Raw genomic sequence first — 22,704 nt, 5'->3', positions numbered from 1 at the left:
CCCCGAGGGCGACCCCGACGCCGACGAGCCCGCCGACGGCCCCGAGTCCGGCCCCCGCACCACCTCCTGACCCCCCCCGAGCCGTCGCGAGGCCCCCGAGGTCGGTGTCGCGGCTCCGCGCCCGGTCCCGCTGGGTGGCTCAGCCGCCCAGCTGGTGGCTCAGCCGCCTCCGCTGGGTGGCTCAGCCGCCCAGCTGGTGGCTCAGCCGCTGTCTACGGTGGCTCATCCCCCCGGTAGATGGCCCATCTCTGCGTCCCGGGCCGGACACGGCCGACCGTGCGCGGGTGGGTCTCGAAGGGCAGGAGGACCGGGACCGGGGCTGCCACCATGGTCGCGATCCGATGCGCCGTCTGCGCCCAGTCCCGGTGCACGTCGGAGGACGCCAGCCGGATGACGCGGATCCCCAGGGCACGCACCGCGTCCTCGGCTCGCTTCTCCTCCCACAGGACGGTGGAGGGGGCCCGACCGCGGTAGGGATCGGTCATCTTGACGCGGCCGTCGCACTCGATGGCGATGGCCTGCTCGGGCAGGTAGCCGTCCACCACCTTCAGGAGCGAGCCGGCCACCCGGATCTCCACCTGCAGCTGCGGTGCGGGGAGCCGTGCGCCCGTGTGGCGCACGCGCCACGCGGTCTCCAGCCACGACTCGGCGCGACCGTCGGAGAGGGCGACGGCCCGACGGGCAGCAGGCAGGCCCTTGATGGTGGGCTCGCGGACGAGTACCGCTTCGAGACCGTCCGCAGTCACCAGTCCCCGGAGCAACGCGTCGTCCAGTGCGGCGACCGCGTCGAGGACCGGCCAGCGTCGGGCGCAGTCCACCAGCGTGCGGGCGACCGTGGTGACCGGGAACGGACCCAGCGCGGTGACCTCGGCAGGAGGCAGTTCGGCCCGGTGGATGCGGTAGCCCCGTCCGTCCCGCCAGCGGTGCGGGTCGGTCAGCTGGAGGACCGGTGCACCCTCGTCGGGGACGAGGAGTCCGTGCAGCAACGCCGCCGTCCGACCGCTGGCGACCGTCTCGGGGCGGTGTAGTCGCCGGAGGAGGGCCAGCAGCTCCAGGTGCAGCCGGCGGCCCGCGGTGCTGGCTTCCAGCTCGGCTGTCGAGCAGTACTGCCCGCGGCGCAAGGCGGTCCAGTGCCTGCCCGCCAGCCGAGCCCGGATCTCCTCGTCCGTCCACCCGTCGGCGAGGGCGCGGCTGCGGCTGATCAGGAGGTCCGTCCACGATGCCAGCGGCAGGGTTGCGGTCACCCCGGGAGCATCACCGCGCCGAGCGGACACCGGAGCACGAACACTGCGGCTGTGGACGGACAGGCCTGATGTGGACGTCGACCTGCCCCACCGCCGAGCATGTGCAGCCCACCGGGCTCATCACCCACCGGGCTCCTCAACCACCCGGCTCAGCCGCCCAGCCGGGTGATGAGCCACCGTCGATGGGTGGTCGACCCCCAGCTGGACGGCTGAGCCACCCAGCAGGGACGGCGGCGGACGGGGTGCGCCGGACCGAGCGGTCCTACCTCAGCGCAGGGCGCGGTTGACGGCGCTGACCACCGCGCGGAGGGAGGCGCTGACGATGTTGGGGTCGATGCCCACGCCCCAGAGCACCCGCTCCCCGACGGCGCACTCGACGTAGGCGGCTGCACGGGCGTCGCCGCCGGAGGACAGCGCGTGCTCGGCGTAGTCCAGCACCCGGACGTCGACGTCGATGCCGTGCAGGGCGTCGACGAAGGCGGCGATGGGGCCGTTGCCGCGGCCGGTCAGGGTGACCGGGACGCCGTCGTCGACGAGCTCGACGGTCATCTCGTCGGGGCCGCCACCACCGGCGACGTGCCGGTGCCCGGCGAGGGACAGCCGACCCCAGGGGGCGTGCGCGTCGGGCAGGTACTCGGAGGAGAACGCCGCCCACATCTGCTCGGCGGTGACCTCGCCGCCCTCGTCCTCGGTGTGCCGCTGGACGACGGCGGAGAACTCGATCTGCAGCCGGCGGGGCAGGTCCAGCTGGTTCTCGGTCTTCATGATGTAGGCGACGCCGCCCTTGCCGGACTGGCTGTTCACCCGGATCACGGCCTCGTAGCTGCGGCCGACGTCCTTGGGGTCGATCGGCAGGTACGGCACGGCCCACGGGATGTCGTCGACGCCGACCCCGGCGGCCGCGGCGTCGGCCCGCATGACCGCGAAGCCCTTGTTGATGGCGTCCTGGTGGGAGCCGGAGAACGCGGTGTAGACCAGGTCGCCGCCGTAGGGGTGCCGCTCGTGCACGCCGATCTGGTTGCAGTACTCGACGGTGCGGCGGATCTCGTCGATGTCGGAGAAGTCGATCTGCGGGTCGATGCCCTGGCTGAACAGGTTCAGGCCCAGGGTCACCAGGTCGACGTTGCCGGTGCGCTCGCCGTTGCCGAACAGGCAGCCCTCGATGCGGTCGGCGCCGGCCCGGTAGCCCAGCTCGGCGGCGGCGACGGCGGTGCCGCGGTCGTTGTGCGGGTGCAGGGAGAGCACGACGGAGTCCCGGCGGCCCAGGTGGCGGTGCATCCACTCGATCTGGTCGGCGTAGACGGTCGGCTCGGCCATCTCGACGGTCGCCGGCAGGTTGAGGATCGTCGGGTTGTCCGGGGTGGGCTCCCAGACGTCGGTGACGGCGTCGCAGATCTCGACGGCGAACTCCAGCTCGGTCCCGGTGAAGGACTCGGGGGAGTACTCGTAGCGGATCTCGGTCTCGGGCATGCCCTCGGCCAGCTTGCGGACCAGTCGGGCGCCGTGGACGGCGATGTCGACGATGCCGGCCTTGTCGCTGTTGAACACGACCCGGCGCTGCAGCGTGGAGGTCGAGTTGTAGAGGTGCACGATCGCCTGCTTGGCGCCGACCAGGGACTCGAAGGTCCGCTCGATCAGCTCGTCGCGGGCCTGGGTCAGCACCTGGATGGTGACGTCGTCGGGGATCAGCCCCTCGTCGATCAGCTGCCGGACGAAGTCGAAGTCGGTCTGGCTGGCGGCCGGGAACCCGACCTCGATCTCCTTGTAACCCATCCCGACCAACAGCTCGAACATGCGCCGCTTGCGGTCGGGGGTCATCGGGTCGATCAGCGCCTGGTTGCCGTCGCGCAGGTCGACGGCGCACCAGCGGGGCGCGGCGGTGGTGGTCGCGGCCGGCCAGGTGCGGTCGGGCAACTCGACGCCGGTGAACGGCCCGTACTTGCCGATCGGCATCGGCGAGGGCTGCTGGGTGTTGCGGGTGTGCGGGTGGGTGCTCATGGGTCTGCTCTCCGGGTGTGCCGTGGTGTGTGGTCCGGCAGCGCGGTGGAGACACGCGCGATCACCGCGGCGAGGGAGCCGACCTAGGAGAGGGCCTCGCCGCGGCACGTAAGGAGGAGGCTGCCGCGCACGTCGGACACGGTAGCAGCGTCGGCGCCGCGGGATGTGAGGATCACCGGTGTGACGGTCTTCCTGCTGGTCGCGGGCCTGGTCCTGCTGGTGGCGGGCGGTGAGCTGCTGGTCCGTGGGGCGAGTGGGCTGGGTCGGGCGCTGGGGGTCTCCCCGCTGGTCGTCGGCGCGACCCTGGTGGCGACGGCCACGTCGGCCCCGGAGCTCGCGGTGTCCGTCGACGCGACGCTGTCGGGGTCGCCCGGCCTGGCGGTCGGCAACGCGGTGGGCAGCAACACCGTCAACATCCTGCTGGTGCTGGCGGTCGCCGCCCTGATCCGCCCGCAGTCCGGGGCGCGGACGCTGCTGCGCTTCGACCTGCCGGTCGCCCTGGGCCTGGCGGTCCTGCTGCTCGTGCTGGGTCTGGACGACGAGCTGGGCCGCCTGGACGGCGCCCTGCTGGTGGTCGGACTGGTCGGCTACCTGGCGCTGTCGGTGGTCCGGGGACGGCGGGCGGACAGTGAGGCGGCGACGACGGAGGAGGCTCCCCGTCGGCCGCTGCGGGACGGCGTCTCGGTGCTGGTCGGCGTCGGGCTGCTGGTGCTCGGTGCCCGCTGGCTGGTCGACAGCGCCAGCGAGATCGCCGCCTCGCTCGGCCTCAGCGACCTGGTGATCGGGTTGACCGTCGTGGCGATCGGCACGGCGATGCCCGAGATCACCACTGCGGTGGTGGCCGCGCTCAAGGGCGACACCCAGCTGGCGGTCGGCAACGTCGTGGGCAGCAACGTGGCCAACCTCGGCCTCGTGCTGGGCGTCCCGGCGTTGCTGGTGCCCGGGGGGATCGCGGTCGACCCGGCGGCCGTGCGCTTCGACGTCCCGGTGATGATCGCGGCGACCCTCGCGCTGACCGTGGTGCTCTACACCGGGTCGCGCGTCAGCCGGTCCGAGGGGGCGGTGCTGCTGGCCTGGTTCGTGGCCTACACCGCCTACCTGGTGCTGGACTCCGCCGACCACGACGCGGTCGGCCCGTTCAGCCTCGTGCTGCTCTGGTTCTGCCTACCGGTCACCGTCGTCGGTGCTGCCGGGTTCGCCGTCCGGGAGGCCCGCACGGTCGGCTGAGACCCGGGTGCCCGGGGCGAAGGGGGCACCGGACAGCCGCGCCGCCTGGCCGATCTCGAAACCGGCGATGGGCACGGTGAACAGCTGCAGCGCGATCGACAGCAGCAGTACGACCACTGCGGCTGGACCGGGGTCCAGCACGACCACGCCGAGCAGCACCATGACCAGGCCCAGCCCGCCGGCCTTCGCGACGGCGTTGGTGCGGTTGTAGACGTCGGGCAAGCGGACGAGGCCGATGCCGGCGACCAGCATCAGCAGCACGCCGGTCAGCAGCAGGACGTCACCGAGCACGGTCTGCACGCTCATCGGGACCGTCCGACCACGAGCCGGGCCAGCGCCACGGTGGCCAGGAAGCCGACCAGCGTGCCGATCAGCACCAGGTCCAGCAGTGCCGGGGTCTGCAGCCGGACGGCGAGCAGGGCCACCGCGCACAGGGTGACCAGGAACCCGAAGTCCACGGCGAGCACCCGGTCGGCGTCGGTCGGCCCGACGACGGCCCGCACCGCGGCCACCAGCAGGCACAGCGCCAGCAGCACCAGCGCGCCGTCGAGCACCAGGTCCTGGGCGATCACGCGTCGCCTCCCGTCCCGCGCCAGGCGGTGAGCATCCGGTCCTCCAGGTCGCGCAGCGAGGCGAGCTCGTCCGCGGGGTCGGTGGCGTGCATCGCGTGCACGGTGAGGACGCCGTCCCGCCGGTCGACGACCAGCGAGCCGGGGGTGAGTCCGACCAGGGCGACGAACGAGGCCACCTCGGCGTCGGTGCGGCAGCGCAGCCGGTGGTCCACGACCACCGGCTCCAGGGTCAGGCGGGGCCGGAGCACCTGCCCGGCGACCCGGACGTTCGCGGTCAGGAACCGACCCAGGTACACGGCGACGAAGGACGCCACGTGCCACAGCCTCATCGTCCGGTCACCGCCGAGACCCAGGCCGTGGGGTCGGCCAGCTGCTCACCGGCGACGGTCGCCGCGGCCAGCAGCGGCTCGGCCCAGATGCCGAGCACGAGCGCTGCACCGGCCAGCAGCAGCGGCGGGCCGACCAGCGTCCAGCTCGCCGTCCGGGTGGCGACGGCGACCGACCCACCCGTCTCGCGCTCGGGAGCACCGTCGGGCGAGCCCCAGAAGACGCCGTTCCACAGTTTCAGCATCGACACCAGCGTCACCAGGCTCACCGCGACGACGGCCAGCAGCACCCACCAGGGTCCGTCGGCGGCCGCGGCCGAGGCGAGCTGGAGCTTGGCCACGAAGCCCGACGTCGGGGGGATGCCGACCAGCGCCAGGGCGGAACCGGCGAAGGCGACGGCCAGCCAGCGCTCGCGGTGCACCAGGCCGCCGCCGAGCTGGTCGAGCACGTCTGTGCCGTACCGCACCTCGACGGCGCCACCGACCATGAACAGCGCGGCCTTGACCAGTACGTACTGGACCAGGAAGAACGTGGCCGCAGCGAGTCCGGCGGCGGTCGACAGCCCGAGCCCGACCAGCACGTAGCCGATCTGGCTGACCATGTGCGAGGTGAGCACCGGGCGCACCGCGCTGGAGCCGACCGCGGACAGCACGCCCACGACCATGGTCAGCACGGCGACGGCCAGCAGCACCCACAGGAAGCGCGGGTCACCGTCGAAGAGCACCGAGTAGAGCCGGAAGAGGGCGTAGAGCCCGACCTTGGTGAGCAGCCCGGAGAACAGCACGGTGACGGCGGGCCCGGCGACGGAGTACGAGCCGGGCAGCCAGCTGTGCAGCGGGACGACGGCGGACTTGACCGCCATCGCCAGCAGCACCACGCTCGCGGCCAGCGCTGCGGGCACGCTGCCGGCCGCGACCCCGGCCAGCTCGCCCAGCTGCACGGTGCCGGTGACGCCGTAGAGCAGCCCGATGCCGCCCAGGAAGAGGGTGGAGGCCAGCAGGTTGATGCTCACGTAGAGCCGGGCGCCGGCGACCCGCTGGCGCCGACCGGCGAGCCCGAGCAGCACGTAACTGGGGATCAGGACGACCTCGACGAAGACGAAGAGGTTGAACAGGTCGGCGGTGGACAGCGCGCCGGAGACCCCGGCGCTCATCACCAGCACCAGCGGGGTGAAGGTGTGTTCGCGGTCCTCCCCGGTCCCGATGGCGTAGACCAGCCCGAGCAGGGTGACCGCCGCGGTGAGCAGCAGCACCAGCGCGCCGAACGCGTCCAGTGCCAGCACGACGGCGATGCCGGCGGGCCAGCCGCCGACCTGTACGACCGGCACCTCGCCGGTGAGGGTGCGGACCAGCAGGACGGCCGCGGCGACGACGACCAGCGCGGTGCTCCCGATGCCCACCACCCGGCCCAGCGCGGCCGAGCGGGGGAGCAGCAGCAGGACAGCGGCCGCGACCAGCGGCAGGGCGACCGGGGCGACGAGCAGCGCGCTCACGAGGGACCCCGGGCGTCGTCGTCGCCGAGGTCTCCGGACCCGGCTCGCAGCAGGCCGAGCAGGTAGACGGTGACGGCGAAGGCGATGACCACCGCGGTGAGCACGAAGGCCTGGGGGAGCGGGTCGGCGGGCTCGCCGGCCCCGTTGCCGGGCAGCGCGAAGCCGCCCCGGTCCCCGCCGGCGGCCAGGACGAGCACGACCATCGCGTGACCGAGCAGCACGAACCCCAGGACGACCCGCAGCAGGCCGCGCTGCAGCAGCAGGAAGACCCCACCGGCGACGAGCACGCCGACGACGACCGCGGGGCTCACGCGGCGCTCCGCTCAGCGGACACGGGGGCCTCCACGGTCTCGGTCTCGGCTCGGGGGTGGGACCCCAGCGACTGCACGACGGCGACCACCAGGGCCAGCACCATCAGCCAGACGCCGACGTCGAAGAGCAGGGCGGAACTGATCCCCACCGGGGTGTCGAAGGGGGTGAGCAGGGCGTCCCCGGCCAGCAGCGGGACCAGTCCGGTGCCCACGGCCAGCACCGCACCGGCGCCGACCAGCACCCGCGGTCGCAGCCACCGGCTGCTCGGGACGACGCCGGTCGCCAGGTGCCGCAGGGCGACGGCGATGCCGGCCACCAGGGCGGCGATGAAGCCACCGCCGGGCTCGTCGTGCCCGCGCCACAGCAACCAAGCCGACAGGGCCAGCATCCCGGGGGCGAGCACCCGGGTGCCGACCCGCAGCAGGACGTCGTCGGTGTCCCCGCGGGCGGTGCGGGTGGTGGCGGTGGTGCCCAGCAGCAGCAGGCCCAGGGCTGCCACCCCGACCACGACGGACTCCAGCAGGGTGTCCAGCCCGCGGAAGTCGACCAGCACGGTGTTCACCACGTTGGTGCCGCCGGTCAGCTCCTGCGCCCGGTCCAGGTAGAACGCACCGGCGTCCGACAGCCCCCGCCGCCCGGTCAGGGCCGCGGTGGCGCCGGCCGCGACCAGCCCGATGGCGAGGGCCAGCACGGCGGTGGGCAGCCGGCGCGGGCCGGGGTCGGGCAGCCGAACCGGGCGCCCGCGCAGCACCAGCACCAGCACGACGGCGGTGAGCACCTCGACCAGCAGCAGCGTGATCGCCACGTCGAGGGCACCGAAGAGCAGCAGCCACAGCGCCACGAGGAGCCCGGCCACCCCGACCAGGGCCACCAGCGCGAGAGTCCGCCGGGCGAGGGCCATCCCCACCACCGAGACCGCCAGCAGCCCGGCCACCAGCCAGCGTCCGGGGTCGCCGGCGTCCCCGGCCGGGGCGAGCGGCCCGAGGAGGACGGTTCCGGCGGCTCCCAGCGCGACGACGGCCAGCAGCGGGCGGGCCAGGTGCGCGGCCAGCGAGCCGGCCCGGTCGAGGGCGCCCACCCGGCCGCCCACGGCGAGCAGTCCGGCGTGGGCGCGGTCGAACAGGCCCCGGCCGTCAGGCAGCCGGAGGCGTTGCAGGGCGTCGTCCACCCGGTCGCGCTGCCAGAACAGCAGCAGCCCCAGGACCACCGTGACCACCGACATCGCGAGCTCGGGGCTCAGCCCGTGCCAGGCGTAGACCGAGGGCGGGGTGGAGCCGGGCAGCGCGTCGGTGGTGGCCGAGTCGATCACCGGGTCCAGCAGCGACACCGTGGGGCCCAGCAGCACCCCGGCCGCAGCGGCCACGACGGCCGGGGCCAGGAAGGAGGGCCGCGGGTCGTAGAGGTCGGGCTGAGCGACCGGGCCGCCGAACGCACCGTGGACGATGCGCGCCCCGTAGGCGAACGTCAGCGCGGAGGCGGTGACCGCCAGGGCGCCCGCGACCGGCCCGGCCCAGGGCGTGACGTCGGCGGAGAGCAGCCCCATGAAGAGGTACTCCTTGCTGACGAACCCGAGCATCGGGGGCACCCCGGCCATCGACAGCGCGGCGATCCCGGTGGCGGCCGCCGTCCACGGCATGACCCGGCGCAGCCCGGAGAGCTCACGGATGTCCCGGCTGCCGGTCTCGTGGTCGACGATCCCGACCAGCATGAAGAGGGTGGCCTTGAACAGGGCGTGCGCCACCGTGTGCAGCAGCGCCGCGGCCAGCGCGGTCGACGTCCCCACGCCGATGACGGCGACCAGCAGGCCGAGCTGGCTGACCGTGGAGCGGGCCAGCATGCCCTTGAGGTCGTGCTCGCGCAGTGCCTGGACCGCACCCAGCAGGGCCGTCGTCAGCCCGACCGAGATCAGCGCGGCCGACCAGGCGGTCTGGTCGGCGAAGAGCGGGCTGACCCGGATCAGCAGGTAGATGCCGGCCTTCACCATGGTCGCGGCGTGCAGGTAGGCGCTCACCGGCGTCATCGCGACCATCGCGCCGGGCAGCCAGGACTGGAAGGGGAACTGGGCGCTCTTGGTGAAGGCGGCCAGTGCGACGCACGCCGCGATCGGGACGGCGTAGGGGCTGTCCAGCACCACCTCGGGGGCGGCGAGCACCGCGGACAAGCGGGTGGTGCCGGTGGCCAGGGTCAGGAGGACGACGGCGACCAGCAGTGCCAGCCCGCCCGCCACGGTGACCACCAGCGCCTGCCTGCCGGGCCGCGCCGCCGCAGCGCCCGCGGTCGACACCAGCGCGAACGAGCAGAGGGTGGTGACCTCCCAGAACACGTAGAGCAGCACCAGGTCGTCGGCCAGCACCAGACCGACCATCGCGGCGGCGAAGAGGGCCAGCAGCGGGTAGACCGGGCCGCGGGCGACGGCCTCGCTGACGTAGCGGGTGCAGTAGGCCATCACCAGCGCACCGACGACGAGGGCGACCAGGCTGAAGACCAGGGAGACGCCGTCCAGGCGCAGCGCGAGCGAGACCCCCAGCGAGGGGATCCACCCGGCCTCCCAGTCGACCGTGCGATCTGCCAGGACGGTGGGCGCGGAGGAGACCAGCAGCGCGGCGACCGCGAGGAAGCCGGCGGCGAGCGCGTACCCGGCGTTGCGGCCCAGGACACGGACCAACAGCGGTGCCAGCAGGGCGAGCCCGAGGAGGACGCCGAGCGCGACGACCAGGCTCACCGGCGGCGGCCGGGGACGCGGTGACGTCGGCGCACACCAGCTCCTGTCGCAGTGGACCACCACCCGCGGACCGGGACGGCCCTACCGACCCAGTGTGGCGGAAGTTGACCTCTCACGCACCTCGAACGAGCCTCTGGCCTGCGGTTTCGTCGCGCAACCGATCAGAAGGAATGGCTCCGGCGCAGCCGGATCGGCCGGCCGTCGGGGTCGTGCACCAGCCGGTACAGCGGCGTGGCCCACAGACGTTCCACCCGGGTCAGCTCGGGACGGCGGTGCGGTCGGATCCGGCCGGGCGGCCGCGGCCCCACCCGCCCACCGGCGTACCAGGCCTCCAGCGCGTCGGCCGACGCCACGCAGGCGGCCACGAACTCGTCGGGGTCGACCAGTCCCTCGTCGTCCTCGCGGTCCAGGTGCTCCCGGGCCAGTTCCAGGCGCAGGTCCCGGGCGAAGGTGCGGGCGCCGTCGCCCAGGCCGGCCGGGTCGCGGGGCTCGCGGGGGTCCTGGGTGGGGTCCAGCACGGCGTTGGACAGCTCGCTGTCGTGGGTCCAGGAGCGGCGGTTCATGTTGTCGCTGCCGACCTCGGCCCAGACGTCGTCCACGACGCAGACCTTGGCGTGCACGTAGACCGGCGTGCCCTCGTGGTTCTCCAGGTCGAACACGTGCACCCGGCCCGGGGCCGCCTCCTGCAGCAGCTGCATCGCCTGGCCCTGGCCGTGCTGCTGGGGCCGCTCGGAGAAGGCGCCCTGCTGGTCGGGCACCCGGGGCACGGCGACGACCAGCTGCAACGTCTCGTGCTCGCGCAGCGAGGAGGCCAGGTGGTCGGCGATGTCGGTGGACCACAGGTACTGGTCCTCCAGGTAGACCAGCCGTCGCGCCCGGGTCAGCGCCTTGGTGTAGCCGCGGGCGATCGACCGCTCGCCTTCCGGGGCGAACGGGAAGGGCGGCCAGACCTTCGGGTAGGTGCGCAGCGTCTGCACCACGTGCGGCCCGCACTCCGGGGGCGCCGGCGGCTGCTCCGGGAGCGGGGTGGGGTCCATCTGGTTGCGGCCCAGCCACTGCAGGGTCTTGTCGTGCAGCCAGGCCACCGGGTTCTCCGAGGCCGGGCTGGTCGGGTCGTCCCAGCGCTCCCGGAAGCAGTCGTCCAGCACGCCGACGACGGGCCCGCGCAGCTGCAACTGGACGTCGTGCCAGGGCGGGGTGTCGCCGTAGGCGTCGGACATGTCCTGGGGCTGGGGGTCGCCGAGGTGCTCGGCGTCGTCCCGGCGGGTGTTGCCCAGGTCGATGCCACCGGCGAAGGCGACGTCGCGCGAGGGGTCCCCGGGGTGCCGGCAGAGCACCAGCTTCTGGTGGTGGCTGCCCATCCGGCGCACCCGCTGGTCCCGGACGACGACCGCACCGTCCTCCTCCAGCTCGCGGTCCAGGCTGGCGTTCTGCTCCTTGGAGAAGCTCAGCCCGTCCCAGTGCGAGCGCCAGACCAACCCGCGGACGCAGACCCCGCGCCGGGCCGCCCGGGAGAACAGCTGGTCCACGGTCGGGCCGTCCGGTCGCAGCTTCTGCCCCGGGTCGCCGCGCCAGTCGGTGAAGAACAGGTGGTCACCGGGGCCCAGGTCCTCGACGGCGTCGACCAGCCGGTCGAAGTAGGCGGCGCCGTGCACCAGCGGTTCGGCCAGGTTCCCGGCCGTCCAGGCCGGGATGGCGGTCGCCGGGTTGTCACGCTCGGCGGTGGTCAGCAGCCAGTGGTCGACGTCCTCGTGGTCTCGGGGCACCCGGTGATCACACCACCGCGAGCCCGTCGGCGCTGGTCCGCAGCCCGCCGACGGTAGGCTGCGGCCCCGTGGCCCTGGTCGTTCAGAAGTACGGCGGTTCCTCCGTCGCCAACGCGGAGCGTGTCAAGCGCGTGGCCGAGCGGGTCGTGCAGGCCAAGCGCGCCGGCCACGACGTCGTCGTGGTGGTGTCCGCGATGGGCGACACGACCGACGACCTGCTGGACCAGGCCTCCCAGATCACCCCCGACCCGCCGGGTCGCGAGCTGGACATGCTGCTGACCGCGGGTGAGCGCATCTCGATGGCGCTGCTGGCGATCGCCATCTCCGTGCACGGCTACCAGGCGCGGTCGTTCACCGGCTCGCAGGCCGGGGTGATCACCACGTCCAGCCACGGCAAGGCGCGGATCATCGACGTCACGCCGGGCCGGTTGCGGTCGGCCCTGGACGAGGGCTCGATCGTCATCGTCGCCGGGTTCCAGGGCGTCAGCCAGGACACCAAGGACATCACCACGCTGGGTCGCGGCGGTTCGGACACGACCGCGGTCGCGGTCGCGGCCGCGCTGCACGCCGACGTCTGCGAGATCTACACCGACGTGGACGGCGTCTTCACCGCCGACCCGCGGATCGTCCCCAACGCCCGACGGCTGGACACCGTCACCTACGAGGAGATGCTGGAGCTCGCCGCCTGCGGGGCGAAGGTCCTCATGTTGCGGTGCGTCGAGTACGCCCGCCGCTACAACATCCCGGTGCACGTCCGCAGCTCCTACTCCCAGCTCCCCGGCACCACGGTGTCCGGTTCGATGGAGGACCTCACGGTGGAACAGGCCATCATCTCCGGCGTCGCGCACGACCGGAGCGAAGGCAAGATCACGGTCTACGGCGTCCCGGACCGGCCCGGCGAGGCGGCCCAGCTGTTCCGCGTGCTGGCCGACGCCGAGATCAACATCGACATGATCGTGCAGAACGTGTCGACGTCGGCCACCAAGCTCGCCGACATCTCCTTCACCCTGCCCAAGAGCGACGGGCCCACCGCGCTCGCCGCACTGGAGAAGGTGAAGAACACCGTCGGCTTCACCGACGTCGTCTTCGACCAGCACATCGGCAAGGTCTCGCTGGTCGGTGCCGGTATGCGCTCGCACCCGGGCGTCTCGGCCAAGTTCTTCGGCGCGCTGGCCGACGCCGGGGTCAACCTCGAGCTGATCAGCACCTCGGAGATCCGCATCTCCGTCGTCTGCCGGGACGCCGACGTGGACCTCGCCGTCCGCGCGGTGCACGACGCCTTCGAGCTGGGCTCCGACGTCGAGGCCGTGGTCTACGGGGGTACCGGACGATGAGCCGCCCGCTGCACCTGGGCGTCGTCGGCGCGACCGGGCAGGTCGGCGTCGCGATGCGGCAGATCCTGGCCGAGCGGGACTTCCCGCTGGCCTCGATCCGGTTCTTCGCCTCCGCGCGCTCGGCCGGCACCACCCTGCCCTGGGGCGACGGCGAGATCACCGTCGAGGACGCCTCGACCGCCGACCCCACGGGGCTGGACGTCGCGCTGTTCTCCGCCGGCGCCACCACCTCGCGTGCCCAGGCCCCGCGCTTCGCCGCGGCCGGCGTGACGGTCATCGACAACAGCTCGGCGTTCCGCAAGGACCCGGCCATCCCGCTGGTCTGCAGCGAGGTCAACCCGGGTGACATCGCGCTGGCCGGCGAGGGCCGGATCATCGCCAACCCGAACTGCACCACCATGGCCGCGATGCCGGTGCTCAAGCCCCTGCACGACGAGGCCGGCCTGGTCCGGATCATCGCCTCGACCTACCAGGCCGTCTCCGGGTCCGGCGTCGCCGGCGTCCGGGAGCTGCACGGGCAGGCCCGGGCCGTCGTCGCCGACGCCGACCGGCTGGCCTACGACGGGTCGGCGCTCGCCTTCCCCGACCCGGCCGTCTACGTCGCGCCGATCGCGTTCAACGTGCTGCCGATGGCCGGCTCCGTCGTCGACGACGGCTCGTGGGAGACCGACGAGGAGCAGAAGCTCCGCAACGAGTCCCGCAAGATCCTCGGCATCCCGGACCTGCGGGTCTCCGGCACCTGCGTCCGCGTGCCGGTCTTCACCGGCCACTCGCTGTCGCTCAACCTGGAGTTCCAGCGTGAGCTCACCGTGCAGCGCGCCCGCGAGCTGCTGACCGGCGCCCCCGGCGTCGAGCTGGTCGACGTCCCCACGCCGTTGCAGGCCGCGGGCAACGACCCCTCCTACGTCGGCCGGGTCCGGCAGGACGGCCCCAACGGGCTGGCCCTGTTCGTCTCCAACGACAACCTGCGCAAGGGCGCGGCCCTCAACACCGTGCAGATCGCCGAGCTCATCGCCGCCCAGGCCTGAGCCCCGCGCCAGGGGCGTGGATCGGGTACCCCGACCCACGCCCCGGGTCTCAGGGCGCGACGTGCCGCAGGGCGAAGGACAGCGCCACCTCGACCTGGCGGATGGTCTCCTCGATGACCAGCGACCCGTGGCCGGCGTCGAAGCGGTAGACCTCGTGGTCCTTGCCGCCGGCCTCGAGTGCCGCGAGGTAGTTGTCGATCTGCCGGATCGGGCAGCGCGGGTCGTTGGCCCCGGCGACGACGAGCACCGGCGCGGTGACGGCGTCGACGTAGGTCAGCGGGGAGGACCGGACGTACACCTCGCGGACCTCCTCCGGTGACCCGCCGAACAGCGCCCGGTCGTAGGCCCGCAGGCCCTCCATCTCGTCCTCGTAGGCGGCCAGGTAGTCCGCCACCGGCACCTCGGCGATGCCGGCGGCCCACCGGTCGGGCTGGGTGCCCAGCCCCAGCAGGGTGAGGAAGCCGCCCCACGACCCGCCCGACAGCAGCGCCCGGGCCGGGTCGACGACGCCCTCGGCGACCAGCGCGTCGTAGACGGCGGCGACGTCCTCGAGCTCGGTGAGGCCCGGCCGGCCGGTGAGCGCGTCCCGCCAGGCGCTGCCGTAGCCGGAGGACCCGCGGTAGTTGACGTGCACGACGGCGTACCCGGCGTCGACGTAGGCGGCCCGCCGGGCGCGGTAGGAGTCGTCGTCGGCGGACTCCGGGCCACCGTGCACCAGGAAGGCGGTGGCGAAGGGGCCCTCACCGGCCGGCCGGACCAGCAGCGAGTGCACGTCGCCGCCGGGGCCGGGCACCCAGCGGTCCTCGACCGGGTAGGCGGCCGGGGGCTCGTCGCCGGGGGCGGCCAGCACGACCGGGCCGTCGGCCCGGCGGATCACGGGGGGCCGTTCGGAGGAGGACCAGGCCAGCTCCACCGAGCCGTCGGGGCGGGCGGTGGCACCGCGGACGACGCCGCGCGGGGTGTCCAGCTGGGTCAGGGTGCCGGTGGTCAGGTCGTAGCGGTACAGCTCGCTGCGCGCGGCGTGGTCGTGCCCGACCAGCAGTGCCGAGCCGTCGGGGTACCAGCCGGCGGTGACGTCGCCGGGCAGGTCCAGGACCACCTCGGTCTCGGCGTCGTCGGCCAGGTCCCACAGCAGCAGCTCCTCGCGGCCGCGGCGCTCGTGGCCCACCAGCAGCCGGAGGTCACCGGGCACGGGGGAGAAGCCCAGCGCGTGCAGGCCCAGGCCCTCGCCGTCCCACTTCTCGGCCACCACCCACGGGCTGTCGGCCTCGGTCTGGCAGTCCTCACCGGGCAGGGCGGCGACGTCGAGCACCCGCAGCGCGGGGTAGCGGGGGTCGCCGTGCTCGGAGTGCGAGAGCACCAGCCGGTCCTCGTCGCGGGACAGCGCGTCGACCGAGGCGGTGTCCGGTGTCCGGTAGACCACCCGCGGGGTGGCCCCGTGCGGGGCGACCCACAGCTCGCTGCCGTCGTCGGTCGAGCGGCCGATCGCGGTCAGGGTGCGCCCGATCTCCAGACCCGCCGGGTACGCCGGGCCCACCTCGGGGACGGCGACGACGTCCTCGCCGCCGGTGAAGGGCTGGGTGCGCCAGACGCCGAACTCGTCGCCGTCGGTGTCGGCGAACCACCACACCTGCTCGCCGTCCGGGCTCAGGGTGGCCATCAGGGTGCCGTTGGGCCGGTCGGTGACCTGGCGCTGCGCGCCGGTGTCCCGGTCCCAGGTGTACTGCTCGACGACGCCGCTGACGTCGGAGGCGAACAGCGAGCGCTGCGGTGCGTCCTCGGCCCAGTCGGGCAGGCTCACCCGTGGCGCGCGGAACCGGGCCTGCCAGCGGCTGGTGATCTCGGGGGACAGAGCAGGGGAGTCCACGTCCTCATCCTGCCCGCCGGATCAGCGTCCCCCGGCCCCGGACCCCGCGACGACGACCGGGGGGTCCACGGCGGCGTCCCGGACGTCGCCGATGAGCTGCTCGAGCACGTCCTCCAGGGCGACGACGCCGACCACCTCGCCGTCGGAGACCACCCGGCCCAGGTGCACGCCCGCCTCCCGCATCGCCTGCAGCACCTCGGGCAGCGGCTCGTCGACCGACAGCTCCACGAAGTGCTCCAGTGCCTCGTCGGGGAAGGGGGCGTCCCGGTCCGGCGTCCCCAGCACGTCCTTGACGTGCACGTACCCGGCCCAGCCGCCGTCGGGGGCGCACACCGGGTAGCGGCTGAAGCCGTGCTCGGCGACGACGGCCTCCAGGTCCCGCGGCGTGGCGTCCCGCGGCACGGTGACCAGCGAGGCCGAGGGCAGCAGCACCGAACGGGCGTCGTGGGTCTCGAAGGTGAGCGCCCCGGTGGCCAGCTCGCTGACCTCCTCGCCGAGCAGCCCCTGGCTGCGCGACTGGGTGATCATCGAGCGGATCTCGGTGCTGTCGAAGCTGGCCGACACCTCGTCGGTGGGGGTGACCCCGAACAGCCGGACGAACCCGTTGGCCGTGGTGTTGAAGAACCAGATGAGCGGCTTGAGCACCGTGACGACCTTCGCCATCGGCGGTCCGAGGGCGATCGCCGCGCGGTCCGGGCCGGCGATGGTGATGTTCTTGGGCACCATCTCGCCCAGCACCATGTGCAGCACGGTCACGATCGACAGCGCGACGACCAGCGCGATCGGGTGCAGCAGCTGCTCGGGGGCGCCCAGGGCCTCCAGCGGCACCTCGATCAGGTGCGCCACGGCGGGCTCGCCGACCGCGCCCAGGCCCAGCGAGCACAGCGTGATGCCCAGCTGGGCGCCGGCCATCATCTGCGACACGTTCCGCATCGCGGCCAGCGTCCTCCGGGCCCTCGCCGACCCGGCGGCGGCCCGGGGTTCGATCTGGTCGACCCGGGCCGAGACCAGGGCGAACTCGGCGGCCACGAAGAACGCGTTGCCCAGCAGCAGGGCCACCAGCACCGCCAGGGCCAGCACGTCGCTCATGCCTGCGCCACCTCCCGGGAGACCTCGTGCTGACGGGCGGCGAGGTCGTCCTCGTCGTCGGGGCGGGGCAGCGGGTCGGCGTGCAGCAGCGCCACCCGGCGGCCCTCCAGGCCGGCCACGGTCAGCCGGTGGCCCTCGACGTCCACGGTGTCGCCCTGCACGGGCAGCCGGGCCAGCCGCTGGGTGAGGAACCCGGCGACCGTCTCGTACCGCCCCTCGGGGACGGCGATGCCGGTCCGCTCACGGACCTCGTCGGGGCGCAGCAGGCCGGAGACCTCCCAGCCGTCCTCGCCGCGGCGGCGCAGCTGGCGCAGCGGCCGGTCGGTCTCGTCGGTGATCTCCCCTACCAGCTCCTCCACGATGTCCTCCAGGGTCACGATGCCGTGCGTCGCGCCCCACTCGTCGACGACGAGGGCGAGCTGCAGGCCCTCCTCGCGCAGCAGGTCCAGCAGCGGGTCCAGGTGCAGCGCGCTGGGGACGGCGAGCACCGGGCGGGCCAGCTCGCCGGCGGTGCGGGTGTCGCGCTCGGCCTCGGGGACGGCGACGGCCTGCTTGACGTGCACCAGCCCGGTGACGTCGTCCAGGTCGGTGTGCCAGACCGGGAAGCGGCTGTTGCCCGAGGCGACCGCGGCGGAGATGACCTCGGCGGCGGTCGCGGTGTCGGGCAGGGTGACCAGCCGGGTCCGCGGGGTCATCACGTCGGTGGCGTACTTGTCGCGCAGGCCCAGCGAGCGGTCCAGCAGCCGCGCGGCGGTGGGGGACAGGTCGCCCTCCTCGGCGCTGCGCCGGGCGACGGCGGCCAGCTCGCCGGCGCCGCGGGCGTCGTCGAGCTCTTCGCGGGGCTCGAAGCCCAGCGACCGGACGATGGCGTTGGCCAGCCGCTGCAGCCCCCGCACCGGGAGGCCGAAGACCCGGGTGAAGGCCCGCATGCCGGGGGCGACGGCGCCCGCCACCGCCAGCGGGCTGGCGATCGCCAGGTTCTTGGGGCCGAGCTCGCCCAGCAGCATCTGCAGCGTGGTGGCCAGGGCGATCCCGAGGAACACCGAGACCGCGGTGGCCGCGCCGCCGGAGAGCCCGACCGACTCCAGCGGGCCCTCGAGCAGTCCGCCGATGGCCGGCTCGGCCAGGAAGCCGACCAGCAAGGTGGTCAGCGTGATCCCGAGCTGGGCCGCCGACAGCTGGGTGGACAGGCCCTTGAGCGCCTCGACGACGCCGGCCGCACCCCGCCGTCCCTCATCGGCCGCCTCGCGGGCCTGTCCGCGGTCGACGGTGGTGAAGGAGAACTCGGCGGCGACGAAGAACCCGGTGAGCACGGTGAGCACCACCGCGGCCAGCAGGAGCAGCCACTCGGTCATCGGTCGGCGTGCGGGGAGGTGGACATCGCGTCCAGGGTGCGCGTTGCGGAACGCAACCGCTCGCTGGCGCCGGTCACGTCACACGCGGAGGGCGGCCCGGTGTGCCTCGCGACGGGCGCGAGCCATGCGCAGCAGGTAGACCGGGCTCGGCGGCACCCAGCCCAGTTGCCGGGCCAGTCCGAGGTCGTCGCGGACCGCCCAGTGCTCGGTGACCAGACCGTCCGCCACCCGGAACCAGTGCGTCTGTGCGACCGCGAACGTCCGGCCCCGGGACGGGAAGGCCTGCTCGACCGACCCGTCCGCCCGGTGCACGGCGAACGGCCCCTGCTGGCGGCCCTCCATCCGGCAGGAGACCGCCGCGGTGCCCGTGGAGACCGCCACGTCCTCGACCTCCCACCGCAGGTCCGCGAAGGCGGCGCGCAGCCAGAGCGCCGAGGCCAGGAAGCCCTCGGGGCCGGGGACCCGGCACGCCGGTGGTTCGGCCTGCGACTCCCGGTTGACCGCGCCGGGGGCGACGCAGGCGTGGAAGTCCGCGAGGTCTCCTCCGGCCATGGCGGCGATGCTGGCCAGCGCCGGTGAGGCGCTCTCGGGCAGGGTGCGGGTCGGGTCCATCGTCGGTTCCTCGCTGCGTCGGTGTGGTCACGCTCCACTCATTGGAGCATCGCTCCACTGAGTAGTGTGGCCCTCGTGCCCGCGCCGGACAAGCCCTCGTTGCGGACCCAGCAGGCGGCCCTGACCCGGGCCCGGGTGCTGGGCGCCGCGCACGACTCCTTCATCGCGGTGGGCTGGGCGGGCACCACCGTGCAGGCGGTGGCCGACGGCGCCGGGGTCAGCCTCCAGACGGTCTACAACACCGTCGGTGGCAAGGCCGCGCTGCTCAAGGCCGTGTACGACCGCGCCGTCGCCGGCGACGACGAGCCGGTGACGATCGCCGAGCGGGCCCAGGTCGCCGCCATGCGGGCGATGACCGACCCGGGCGAGCTGCTGGACGCCTACGCCGATCTCGGCCGGCAGCTGGCCGAGCGCGCCGCGCCGCTGTCGGCGGTGGTGCTGTCCCAGGCCGGGGCCGGCGAACCTGCCGTGCGGGCCTGGGTGGCCACCATCGACGCCGAGCGGGCCACCGGCACGCGGCGGGTGGCCGAGCACCTGGCCGCGGCCGGGTGGCTCCGCCCGGGGGTCGACCTGGACGAGGCGGCCGACGTGCTGTGGGCGGTCACCGCGCCGGAGGTCGCGGTGCGGCTCGCGGTCACCCGGGGCTGGGGCTGGCGGCGCTACGGCGGGTGGCTGGCGCTCACGCTGCGGGCCGCCCTGCTGCCCTGACCCGGCGGCTCAGGACAGCAGCTGCTCCACCCGGCGCGCCACGGCCAGCAGGGCGCTGTCCCCGTCGGGCAGCCCCTCCAGCGACAGGCCCACCGGCAGGCCCGCACCGGTCTGCCCACAGGGCAGCGAGACCGCGGGCATGCCGGCCGTGGAACCGGGTGCGGTGTTCTGCACGGTGGTCGCGAAGACCGGCACCTCGCGCCCGGCCAGGTCGGTGGTGACGTCGTCGCCCAGCGGCGGGGCGGGCAGCGGGACCGTCGGGTAGACCAGCGCGTCCAGAGGGCCGTCCTCGGGCTGCAGCACCCGGCGGTAGGCCTCGCGCAGCTCGTCGCGCAGGGCCAGGCACTCACGCAGCACCTCGTCGGTGACCGGCTCGCCGACCGCGTGCTCCAGCGCCCCGCGGACGTCGGGGGAGGCCACCTGTGCCAGCAGCTCCTCGAAGGAGGGGCCGGCCGGGAGCCCGGCGAGGTAGCGGGGCAGCTCGCGCACCACCTCGGCGAACACGATCGGGAAGCCGCACCGGGCGTCCAGCTCGTGCCCGGCCACCAGGTCGGTCTCCACCAGCACGACGCCGGCGTCCGACAGCCGGTCCAGGGCCTCACCGACCCGGTCGGACACCTCCGGGTGCAGGCCGTCGAAGAAGCCGGGCAGCGGCACCCCCAGGCGCAACTGCCGGGCCGAGGGCACCACTGCGGGCGCGCGGTCGGCCACCACCTGGTCGAGCAGCACGACGTCGGCCACCGAGGTGGCCAGCGCCCCCACGGTGTCCCGGGTCGAGGACAGCGGCACCCCCGCACCACTGCCCCAGCGGCCCACGGTCGGGCGGAACCCGACGATCCCGCAGTGCGCGGCCGGGACCCGGACCGAGCCGCCGGTGTCGGTGCCCAGCGCCACCGGCACCACGCCGGTGGCGACGGCGACCGCGGACCCACCGCTGGACCCGCCGGGGGAGCGGCTGGGGTCCAGCGGGTGCCGCACCGGGCCGTAGGCGGCGTTGTTGCTGGTGATGCCGAACGCCAGCTCGTGGAGGTTCGTCTTGCCCACGACGGTCGCCCCGGCCGCGCGGAGCCGGGCCACGGCCGGGTGGTCCCGGCCGGCACGGGAGCCGTGCAGCGCCGGGGTGCCCCCGCTGGTGGGCAGGTCGGCGGTGTCGATGTTGTCCTTGACGGCCACCGGGATGCCGGCCAGCACGCCGCTCCCGGGCGGCCCGGGGGTGAGCGTGGCCGGGTCGGCCACGGCGGTGAAGGCGCCCAGGTCCTCCACGGCGTGTGCCCGGGCGGCGGCGTCGGTGAGTCGCTCGACGGCGGTGCCGCCGCGACTGCGGGAGAGGTCGAGGCGGTCCAGCCGTGCCATGGCGGCCACCCTAGGGCCCCGCAGCGCTCCCGGCCCCCGGAACGACTCAGGGCCCGCTCGTGAGAGCGGGCCCTGAACTGGTGGTCGGGGTGACAGGATTTGAACCTGCGGCCTCGTCGTCCCGAACGACGCGCGCTACCAAGCTGCGCCACACCCCGAGGTCCTGGGCAAGCCTACTCGACGGCTCCGGGACCCCGGCCCCCGGGTCTCACGCCTCGCGGGCGGTCAACGTCAGCAGCGTGGCCTCCGGCGGACAGGCGAACCGCACCGGCGCGTAGGGGCTGGTCCCCAGGCCCGCCGAGACGTGCAGCCAGGTGCCGGTCGGGTGCTCGGCGGTCGGCTCGGCCCACCGGTGCAGCCAGCGGCAGCGGGCCCGGTCGATGCCGCAGTTGGTGACCAGCGCGCCGAAGAAGGGCACCCGCAGCTGCCCGCCGTGGGTGTGCCCGCACAGCAGCAGGTCGTAGCCGTCGGCGGCGAAGCGGTCCAGCACCCGCGGTTCGGGGGCGTGCACCAGCCCGATCCGGACGTCGGCGGTCGGGTCGGCGGGCCCCGCCACCGCGTCGTAGTCGTCCCGCTTCACGTGCGGGTCGTCCAGGCCGGCGAAGGCGATGCGCCGCCCGTCGACGGTGAGCTCGCCCTTGGCGTTGTCCAGGTCGAGCCAGCCCCGGGCGGTCTTGCCGTCGCGGAGGGACTCCCAGGGCAGGAACTCCCCGTGCACCCGCTTGTGGCCGGGGGAGAAGTACTTGAACGGGTTCTTCGGCCGTGGCGCGAAGTAGTCGTTGCTGGCCAGCACGAAGGCGCCCGGCCTGTCCATCAGCGGGTCCAGCGCCCGCAGGGTGGGCTCCACGGCGTCGTGGCCGGCCAGGTTGTCCCCGGTGGTGATCACCAGGTCCGGCTCCAGGGCCGCCAGCCCGGCGATCCACTCCTGCTTGGAGCGCTGCCCGGCGGTCATGTGGACGTCGCTGATCTGCAGCACCGTCAGCGGCCGCTGGCCCGGGGGCAGCACCGGGACGTCGAAGCGCCGCAGGGTCCAGTGCGTCCGTTCGACGAGGCCGGCGTAGCCGACGGTGGCGACACCGGCGGCGACGACGGCGGTGGGGACGGCGGTGATCGCGCGCATCCGGTCACCCTATGTCGGTCGTCCCGCAGGGGTGGGCCGTGCGACTCTGGAGGACGTGTCCGACCTCAAGCAGACCCTCCGTTCCGACCTGACCACCGCCATGAAGGCCCGCGACGAGCTGACCACCGCCACGTTGCGGATGGTGCTGACCGCCGTCACCGCCGAGGAGGTCTCCGGCAAGGAGGCGCGCGAGCTCAGCGACGACGAGGTCCAGGCGGTGCTGCGCCGGGAGGCCAAGAAGCGCCGCGAGGCAGCCGAGGCGTTCGCCGGTGCCGGCCGCACCGAGCAGGCGGCGCGCGAGCAGGCCGAGGGTGACGTCGTCGCCCGGTACCTGCCGGCCCAGCTCTCCGACGCCGACCTCACCGCGATCGTGGCCGAGGTGGTCGCGGCCACCGGTGCCTCCGGGATGGGCGACATGGGCAAGGTGATGGGCCGTGCCAACGGCCAGGTCGCCGGCCGCGCCGAGGGCGGCCGGGTGGCCGCCGAGGTGCGTCGCCAGCTGGGCTGACGCCCGCCGCGCACACGCGCCTGCACGAGACGGCGAGGGCCGGTCGACCTGGTGGTCGACCGGCCCTCGC

20 protein-coding genes and 1 tRNA gene are annotated in these 22,704 nt (G+C 74.2%); 5 read left to right on the top strand and 16 right to left on the bottom strand.

The genetic code is table 11. From position 1 onward, the window contains the following. Window positions 1–212: 212 nt before the first annotated feature. Window positions 213–1,244, bottom strand: coding sequence for a type IV toxin-antitoxin system AbiEi family antitoxin domain-containing protein (locus AC0IVP_RS20020; RefSeq protein WP_471758867.1), 1,032 nt, complete (start codon window positions 1,242–1,244; stop codon window positions 213–215). A 267-nt stretch (window positions 1,245–1,511) separates the two neighbouring features. Beyond that, complete coding sequence (leuA, locus tag AC0IVP_RS20015) at window positions 1,512–3,242, bottom strand: 2-isopropylmalate synthase (RefSeq protein ID WP_471758865.1); 1,731 nt, start codon at window positions 3,240–3,242, stop codon at window positions 1,512–1,514. 180 nt (window positions 3,243–3,422) lie between these two features. Here leuA and AC0IVP_RS20010 point away from each other — a divergent pair, with 180 nt between their 5' ends. Then, on the top strand, window positions 3,423–4,469 hold the full coding sequence (locus AC0IVP_RS20010; RefSeq protein ID WP_471758863.1) for a calcium/sodium antiporter: 1,047 nt from the start codon (window positions 3,423–3,425) through the stop codon (window positions 4,467–4,469). Here the strand turns inward: AC0IVP_RS20010 and AC0IVP_RS20005 are convergent. From AC0IVP_RS20005 to AC0IVP_RS19975, 7 genes are all read right to left on the bottom strand, one after another. Next, window positions 4,407–4,775, bottom strand: a complete 369-nt coding sequence (locus AC0IVP_RS20005) for a cation:proton antiporter (RefSeq protein ID WP_471758861.1) — start codon at window positions 4,773–4,775, stop codon at window positions 4,407–4,409. The two genes, AC0IVP_RS20010 and AC0IVP_RS20005, sit on opposite strands and share 63 nt — an antisense overlap. Continuing rightward, window positions 4,772–5,041 (bottom strand): MrpF/PhaF family protein, encoded by a 270-nt coding sequence (locus tag AC0IVP_RS20000; protein ID WP_235564728.1) that lies wholly within the window; start codon window positions 5,039–5,041, stop codon window positions 4,772–4,774. The genes AC0IVP_RS20005 and AC0IVP_RS20000 overlap by 4 nt, the downstream gene beginning before the upstream one ends. Further along, on the bottom strand, window positions 5,038–5,370 hold the full coding sequence (locus tag AC0IVP_RS19995) for a Na+/H+ antiporter subunit E (RefSeq protein WP_082556791.1): 333 nt from the start codon (window positions 5,368–5,370) through the stop codon (window positions 5,038–5,040). Before AC0IVP_RS19995 ends, AC0IVP_RS20000 begins: the two co-directional genes overlap by 4 nt. Continuing rightward, complete coding sequence (locus tag AC0IVP_RS19990) at window positions 5,367–6,860, bottom strand: proton-conducting transporter transmembrane domain-containing protein (RefSeq protein WP_471758859.1); 1,494 nt, start codon at window positions 6,858–6,860, stop codon at window positions 5,367–5,369. Before AC0IVP_RS19990 ends, AC0IVP_RS19995 begins: the two co-directional genes overlap by 4 nt. Continuing rightward, entirely contained in the window at window positions 6,857–7,171 is a 315-nt protein-coding gene (locus AC0IVP_RS19985; RefSeq protein ID WP_056293968.1) for a sodium:proton antiporter, read from the bottom strand. Before AC0IVP_RS19985 ends, AC0IVP_RS19990 begins: the two co-directional genes overlap by 4 nt. Continuing rightward, window positions 7,168–9,894: a hydrogen gas-evolving membrane-bound hydrogenase subunit E gene (gene mbhE, locus AC0IVP_RS19980; protein ID WP_471758857.1), complete on the bottom strand. Its 2,727-nt coding sequence runs from the start codon at window positions 9,892–9,894 to the stop codon at window positions 7,168–7,170. The genes AC0IVP_RS19985 and mbhE overlap by 4 nt, the downstream gene beginning before the upstream one ends. A 161-nt stretch (window positions 9,895–10,055) precedes the next feature. Beyond that, window positions 10,056–11,660: a phospholipase D family protein gene (locus AC0IVP_RS19975; protein WP_471758855.1), complete on the bottom strand. Its 1,605-nt coding sequence runs from the start codon at window positions 11,658–11,660 to the stop codon at window positions 10,056–10,058. A gap of 68 nt (window positions 11,661–11,728) precedes the next feature. On the opposite strand from AC0IVP_RS19975, the gene AC0IVP_RS19970 reads away from it, so the two are divergent. Together AC0IVP_RS19970 and AC0IVP_RS19965 are read left to right on the top strand one after the other, a co-directional pair. Continuing rightward, the gene (locus tag AC0IVP_RS19970; protein ID WP_056293959.1) at window positions 11,729–12,994 is read left to right on the top strand and encodes an aspartate kinase; all 1,266 of its coding nucleotides are present in this window, start codon (window positions 11,729–11,731) and stop codon (window positions 12,992–12,994) included. Then, the gene (locus AC0IVP_RS19965) at window positions 12,991–14,022 is read left to right on the top strand and encodes an aspartate-semialdehyde dehydrogenase (protein ID WP_056293956.1); all 1,032 of its coding nucleotides are present in this window, start codon (window positions 12,991–12,993) and stop codon (window positions 14,020–14,022) included. Before AC0IVP_RS19970 ends, AC0IVP_RS19965 begins: the two co-directional genes overlap by 4 nt. A gap of 49 nt (window positions 14,023–14,071) precedes the next feature. On the opposite strand, the gene AC0IVP_RS19960 is transcribed toward AC0IVP_RS19965, so the two are convergent. From AC0IVP_RS19960 to AC0IVP_RS19945, 4 genes are all read right to left on the bottom strand, one after another. After that, window positions 14,072–15,889 carry a S9 family peptidase gene (locus AC0IVP_RS19960; RefSeq protein WP_471758853.1) on the bottom strand — a complete coding sequence of 606 codons (1,818 nt, stop codon included), beginning with the start codon at window positions 15,887–15,889 and terminating at the stop codon, window positions 14,072–14,074. A 21-nt stretch (window positions 15,890–15,910) separates the two neighbouring features. Next, window positions 15,911–16,978 carry a hemolysin family protein gene (locus AC0IVP_RS19955; protein ID WP_471758851.1) on the bottom strand — a complete coding sequence of 356 codons (1,068 nt, stop codon included), beginning with the start codon at window positions 16,976–16,978 and terminating at the stop codon, window positions 15,911–15,913. After that, the gene (locus tag AC0IVP_RS19950) at window positions 16,975–18,333 is read right to left on the bottom strand and encodes a hemolysin family protein (protein WP_471758849.1); all 1,359 of its coding nucleotides are present in this window, start codon (window positions 18,331–18,333) and stop codon (window positions 16,975–16,977) included. The genes AC0IVP_RS19955 and AC0IVP_RS19950 overlap by 4 nt, the downstream gene beginning before the upstream one ends. Window positions 18,334–18,411: 78 nt before the next feature. After that, window positions 18,412–18,945 (bottom strand): ester cyclase, encoded by a 534-nt coding sequence (locus AC0IVP_RS19945; RefSeq protein WP_471758847.1) that lies wholly within the window; start codon window positions 18,943–18,945, stop codon window positions 18,412–18,414. A 75-nt stretch (window positions 18,946–19,020) separates the two neighbouring features. On the opposite strand from AC0IVP_RS19945, the gene AC0IVP_RS19940 reads away from it, so the two are divergent. After that, the gene (locus tag AC0IVP_RS19940; RefSeq protein ID WP_471758845.1) at window positions 19,021–19,653 is read left to right on the top strand and encodes a TetR/AcrR family transcriptional regulator; all 633 of its coding nucleotides are present in this window, start codon (window positions 19,021–19,023) and stop codon (window positions 19,651–19,653) included. 9 nt (window positions 19,654–19,662) lie between these two features. On the opposite strand, the gene AC0IVP_RS19935 is transcribed toward AC0IVP_RS19940, so the two are convergent. From AC0IVP_RS19935 to AC0IVP_RS19925, 3 genes are all read right to left on the bottom strand, one after another. Further along, entirely contained in the window at window positions 19,663–21,006 is a 1,344-nt protein-coding gene (locus tag AC0IVP_RS19935; protein WP_471758843.1) for an amidase family protein, read from the bottom strand. 81 nt (window positions 21,007–21,087) lie between these two features. Continuing rightward, window positions 21,088–21,164: transfer RNA gene (locus AC0IVP_RS19930), tRNA-Pro, on the bottom strand. 50 nt (window positions 21,165–21,214) lie between these two features. Further along, a complete protein-coding gene (locus tag AC0IVP_RS19925; RefSeq protein ID WP_056293934.1) occupies window positions 21,215–22,126 on the bottom strand; it encodes a metallophosphoesterase in 912 nt (303 codons plus the stop codon). Between the two features lie 55 nt (window positions 22,127–22,181). Between AC0IVP_RS19925 and AC0IVP_RS19920 the strand changes: the two genes are divergently transcribed. Continuing rightward, window positions 22,182–22,634 (top strand): GatB/YqeY domain-containing protein, encoded by a 453-nt coding sequence (locus tag AC0IVP_RS19920; protein WP_056293930.1) that lies wholly within the window; start codon window positions 22,182–22,184, stop codon window positions 22,632–22,634. Window positions 22,635–22,704 lie beyond the last annotated feature (70 nt).

It is taken from the genome of Klenkia sp. AC732, assembly GCF_979256525.1.
This window is presented reverse-complemented; position numbering and strand designations above follow the sequence as displayed.

What these genes read in the sequence shown, in the direction of transcription:
- AC0IVP_RS19965 (WP_056293956.1), top strand. Translation starts at nt 12,991, where the DNA reads ATGAGCCGCCCGCTGCACCTGGGCGTCGTCGGCGCGACCGGGCAGGTC.
- AC0IVP_RS19995 (WP_082556791.1), bottom strand. Translation starts at nt 5,370, where the DNA reads ATGAGGCTGTGGCACGTGGCGTCCTTCGTCGCCGTGTACCTGGGTCGG.
- AC0IVP_RS20005 (WP_471758861.1), bottom strand. Translation starts at nt 4,775, where the DNA reads ATGAGCGTGCAGACCGTGCTCGGTGACGTCCTGCTGCTGACCGGCGTG.
- AC0IVP_RS19935 (WP_471758843.1), bottom strand. Translation starts at nt 21,006, where the DNA reads ATGGCACGGCTGGACCGCCTCGACCTCTCCCGCAGTCGCGGCGGCACC.
- AC0IVP_RS19955 (WP_471758851.1), bottom strand. Translation starts at nt 16,978, where the DNA reads ATGAGCGACGTGCTGGCCCTGGCGGTGCTGGTGGCCCTGCTGCTGGGC.
- AC0IVP_RS19945 (WP_471758847.1), bottom strand. Translation starts at nt 18,945, where the DNA reads ATGGACCCGACCCGCACCCTGCCCGAGAGCGCCTCACCGGCGCTGGCC.
- leuA (WP_471758865.1), bottom strand. Translation starts at nt 3,242, where the DNA reads ATGAGCACCCACCCGCACACCCGCAACACCCAGCAGCCCTCGCCGATG.
- AC0IVP_RS19925 (WP_056293934.1), bottom strand. Translation starts at nt 22,126, where the DNA reads ATGCGCGCGATCACCGCCGTCCCCACCGCCGTCGTCGCCGCCGGTGTC.
- AC0IVP_RS19950 (WP_471758849.1), bottom strand. Translation starts at nt 18,333, where the DNA reads ATGACCGAGTGGCTGCTCCTGCTGGCCGCGGTGGTGCTCACCGTGCTC.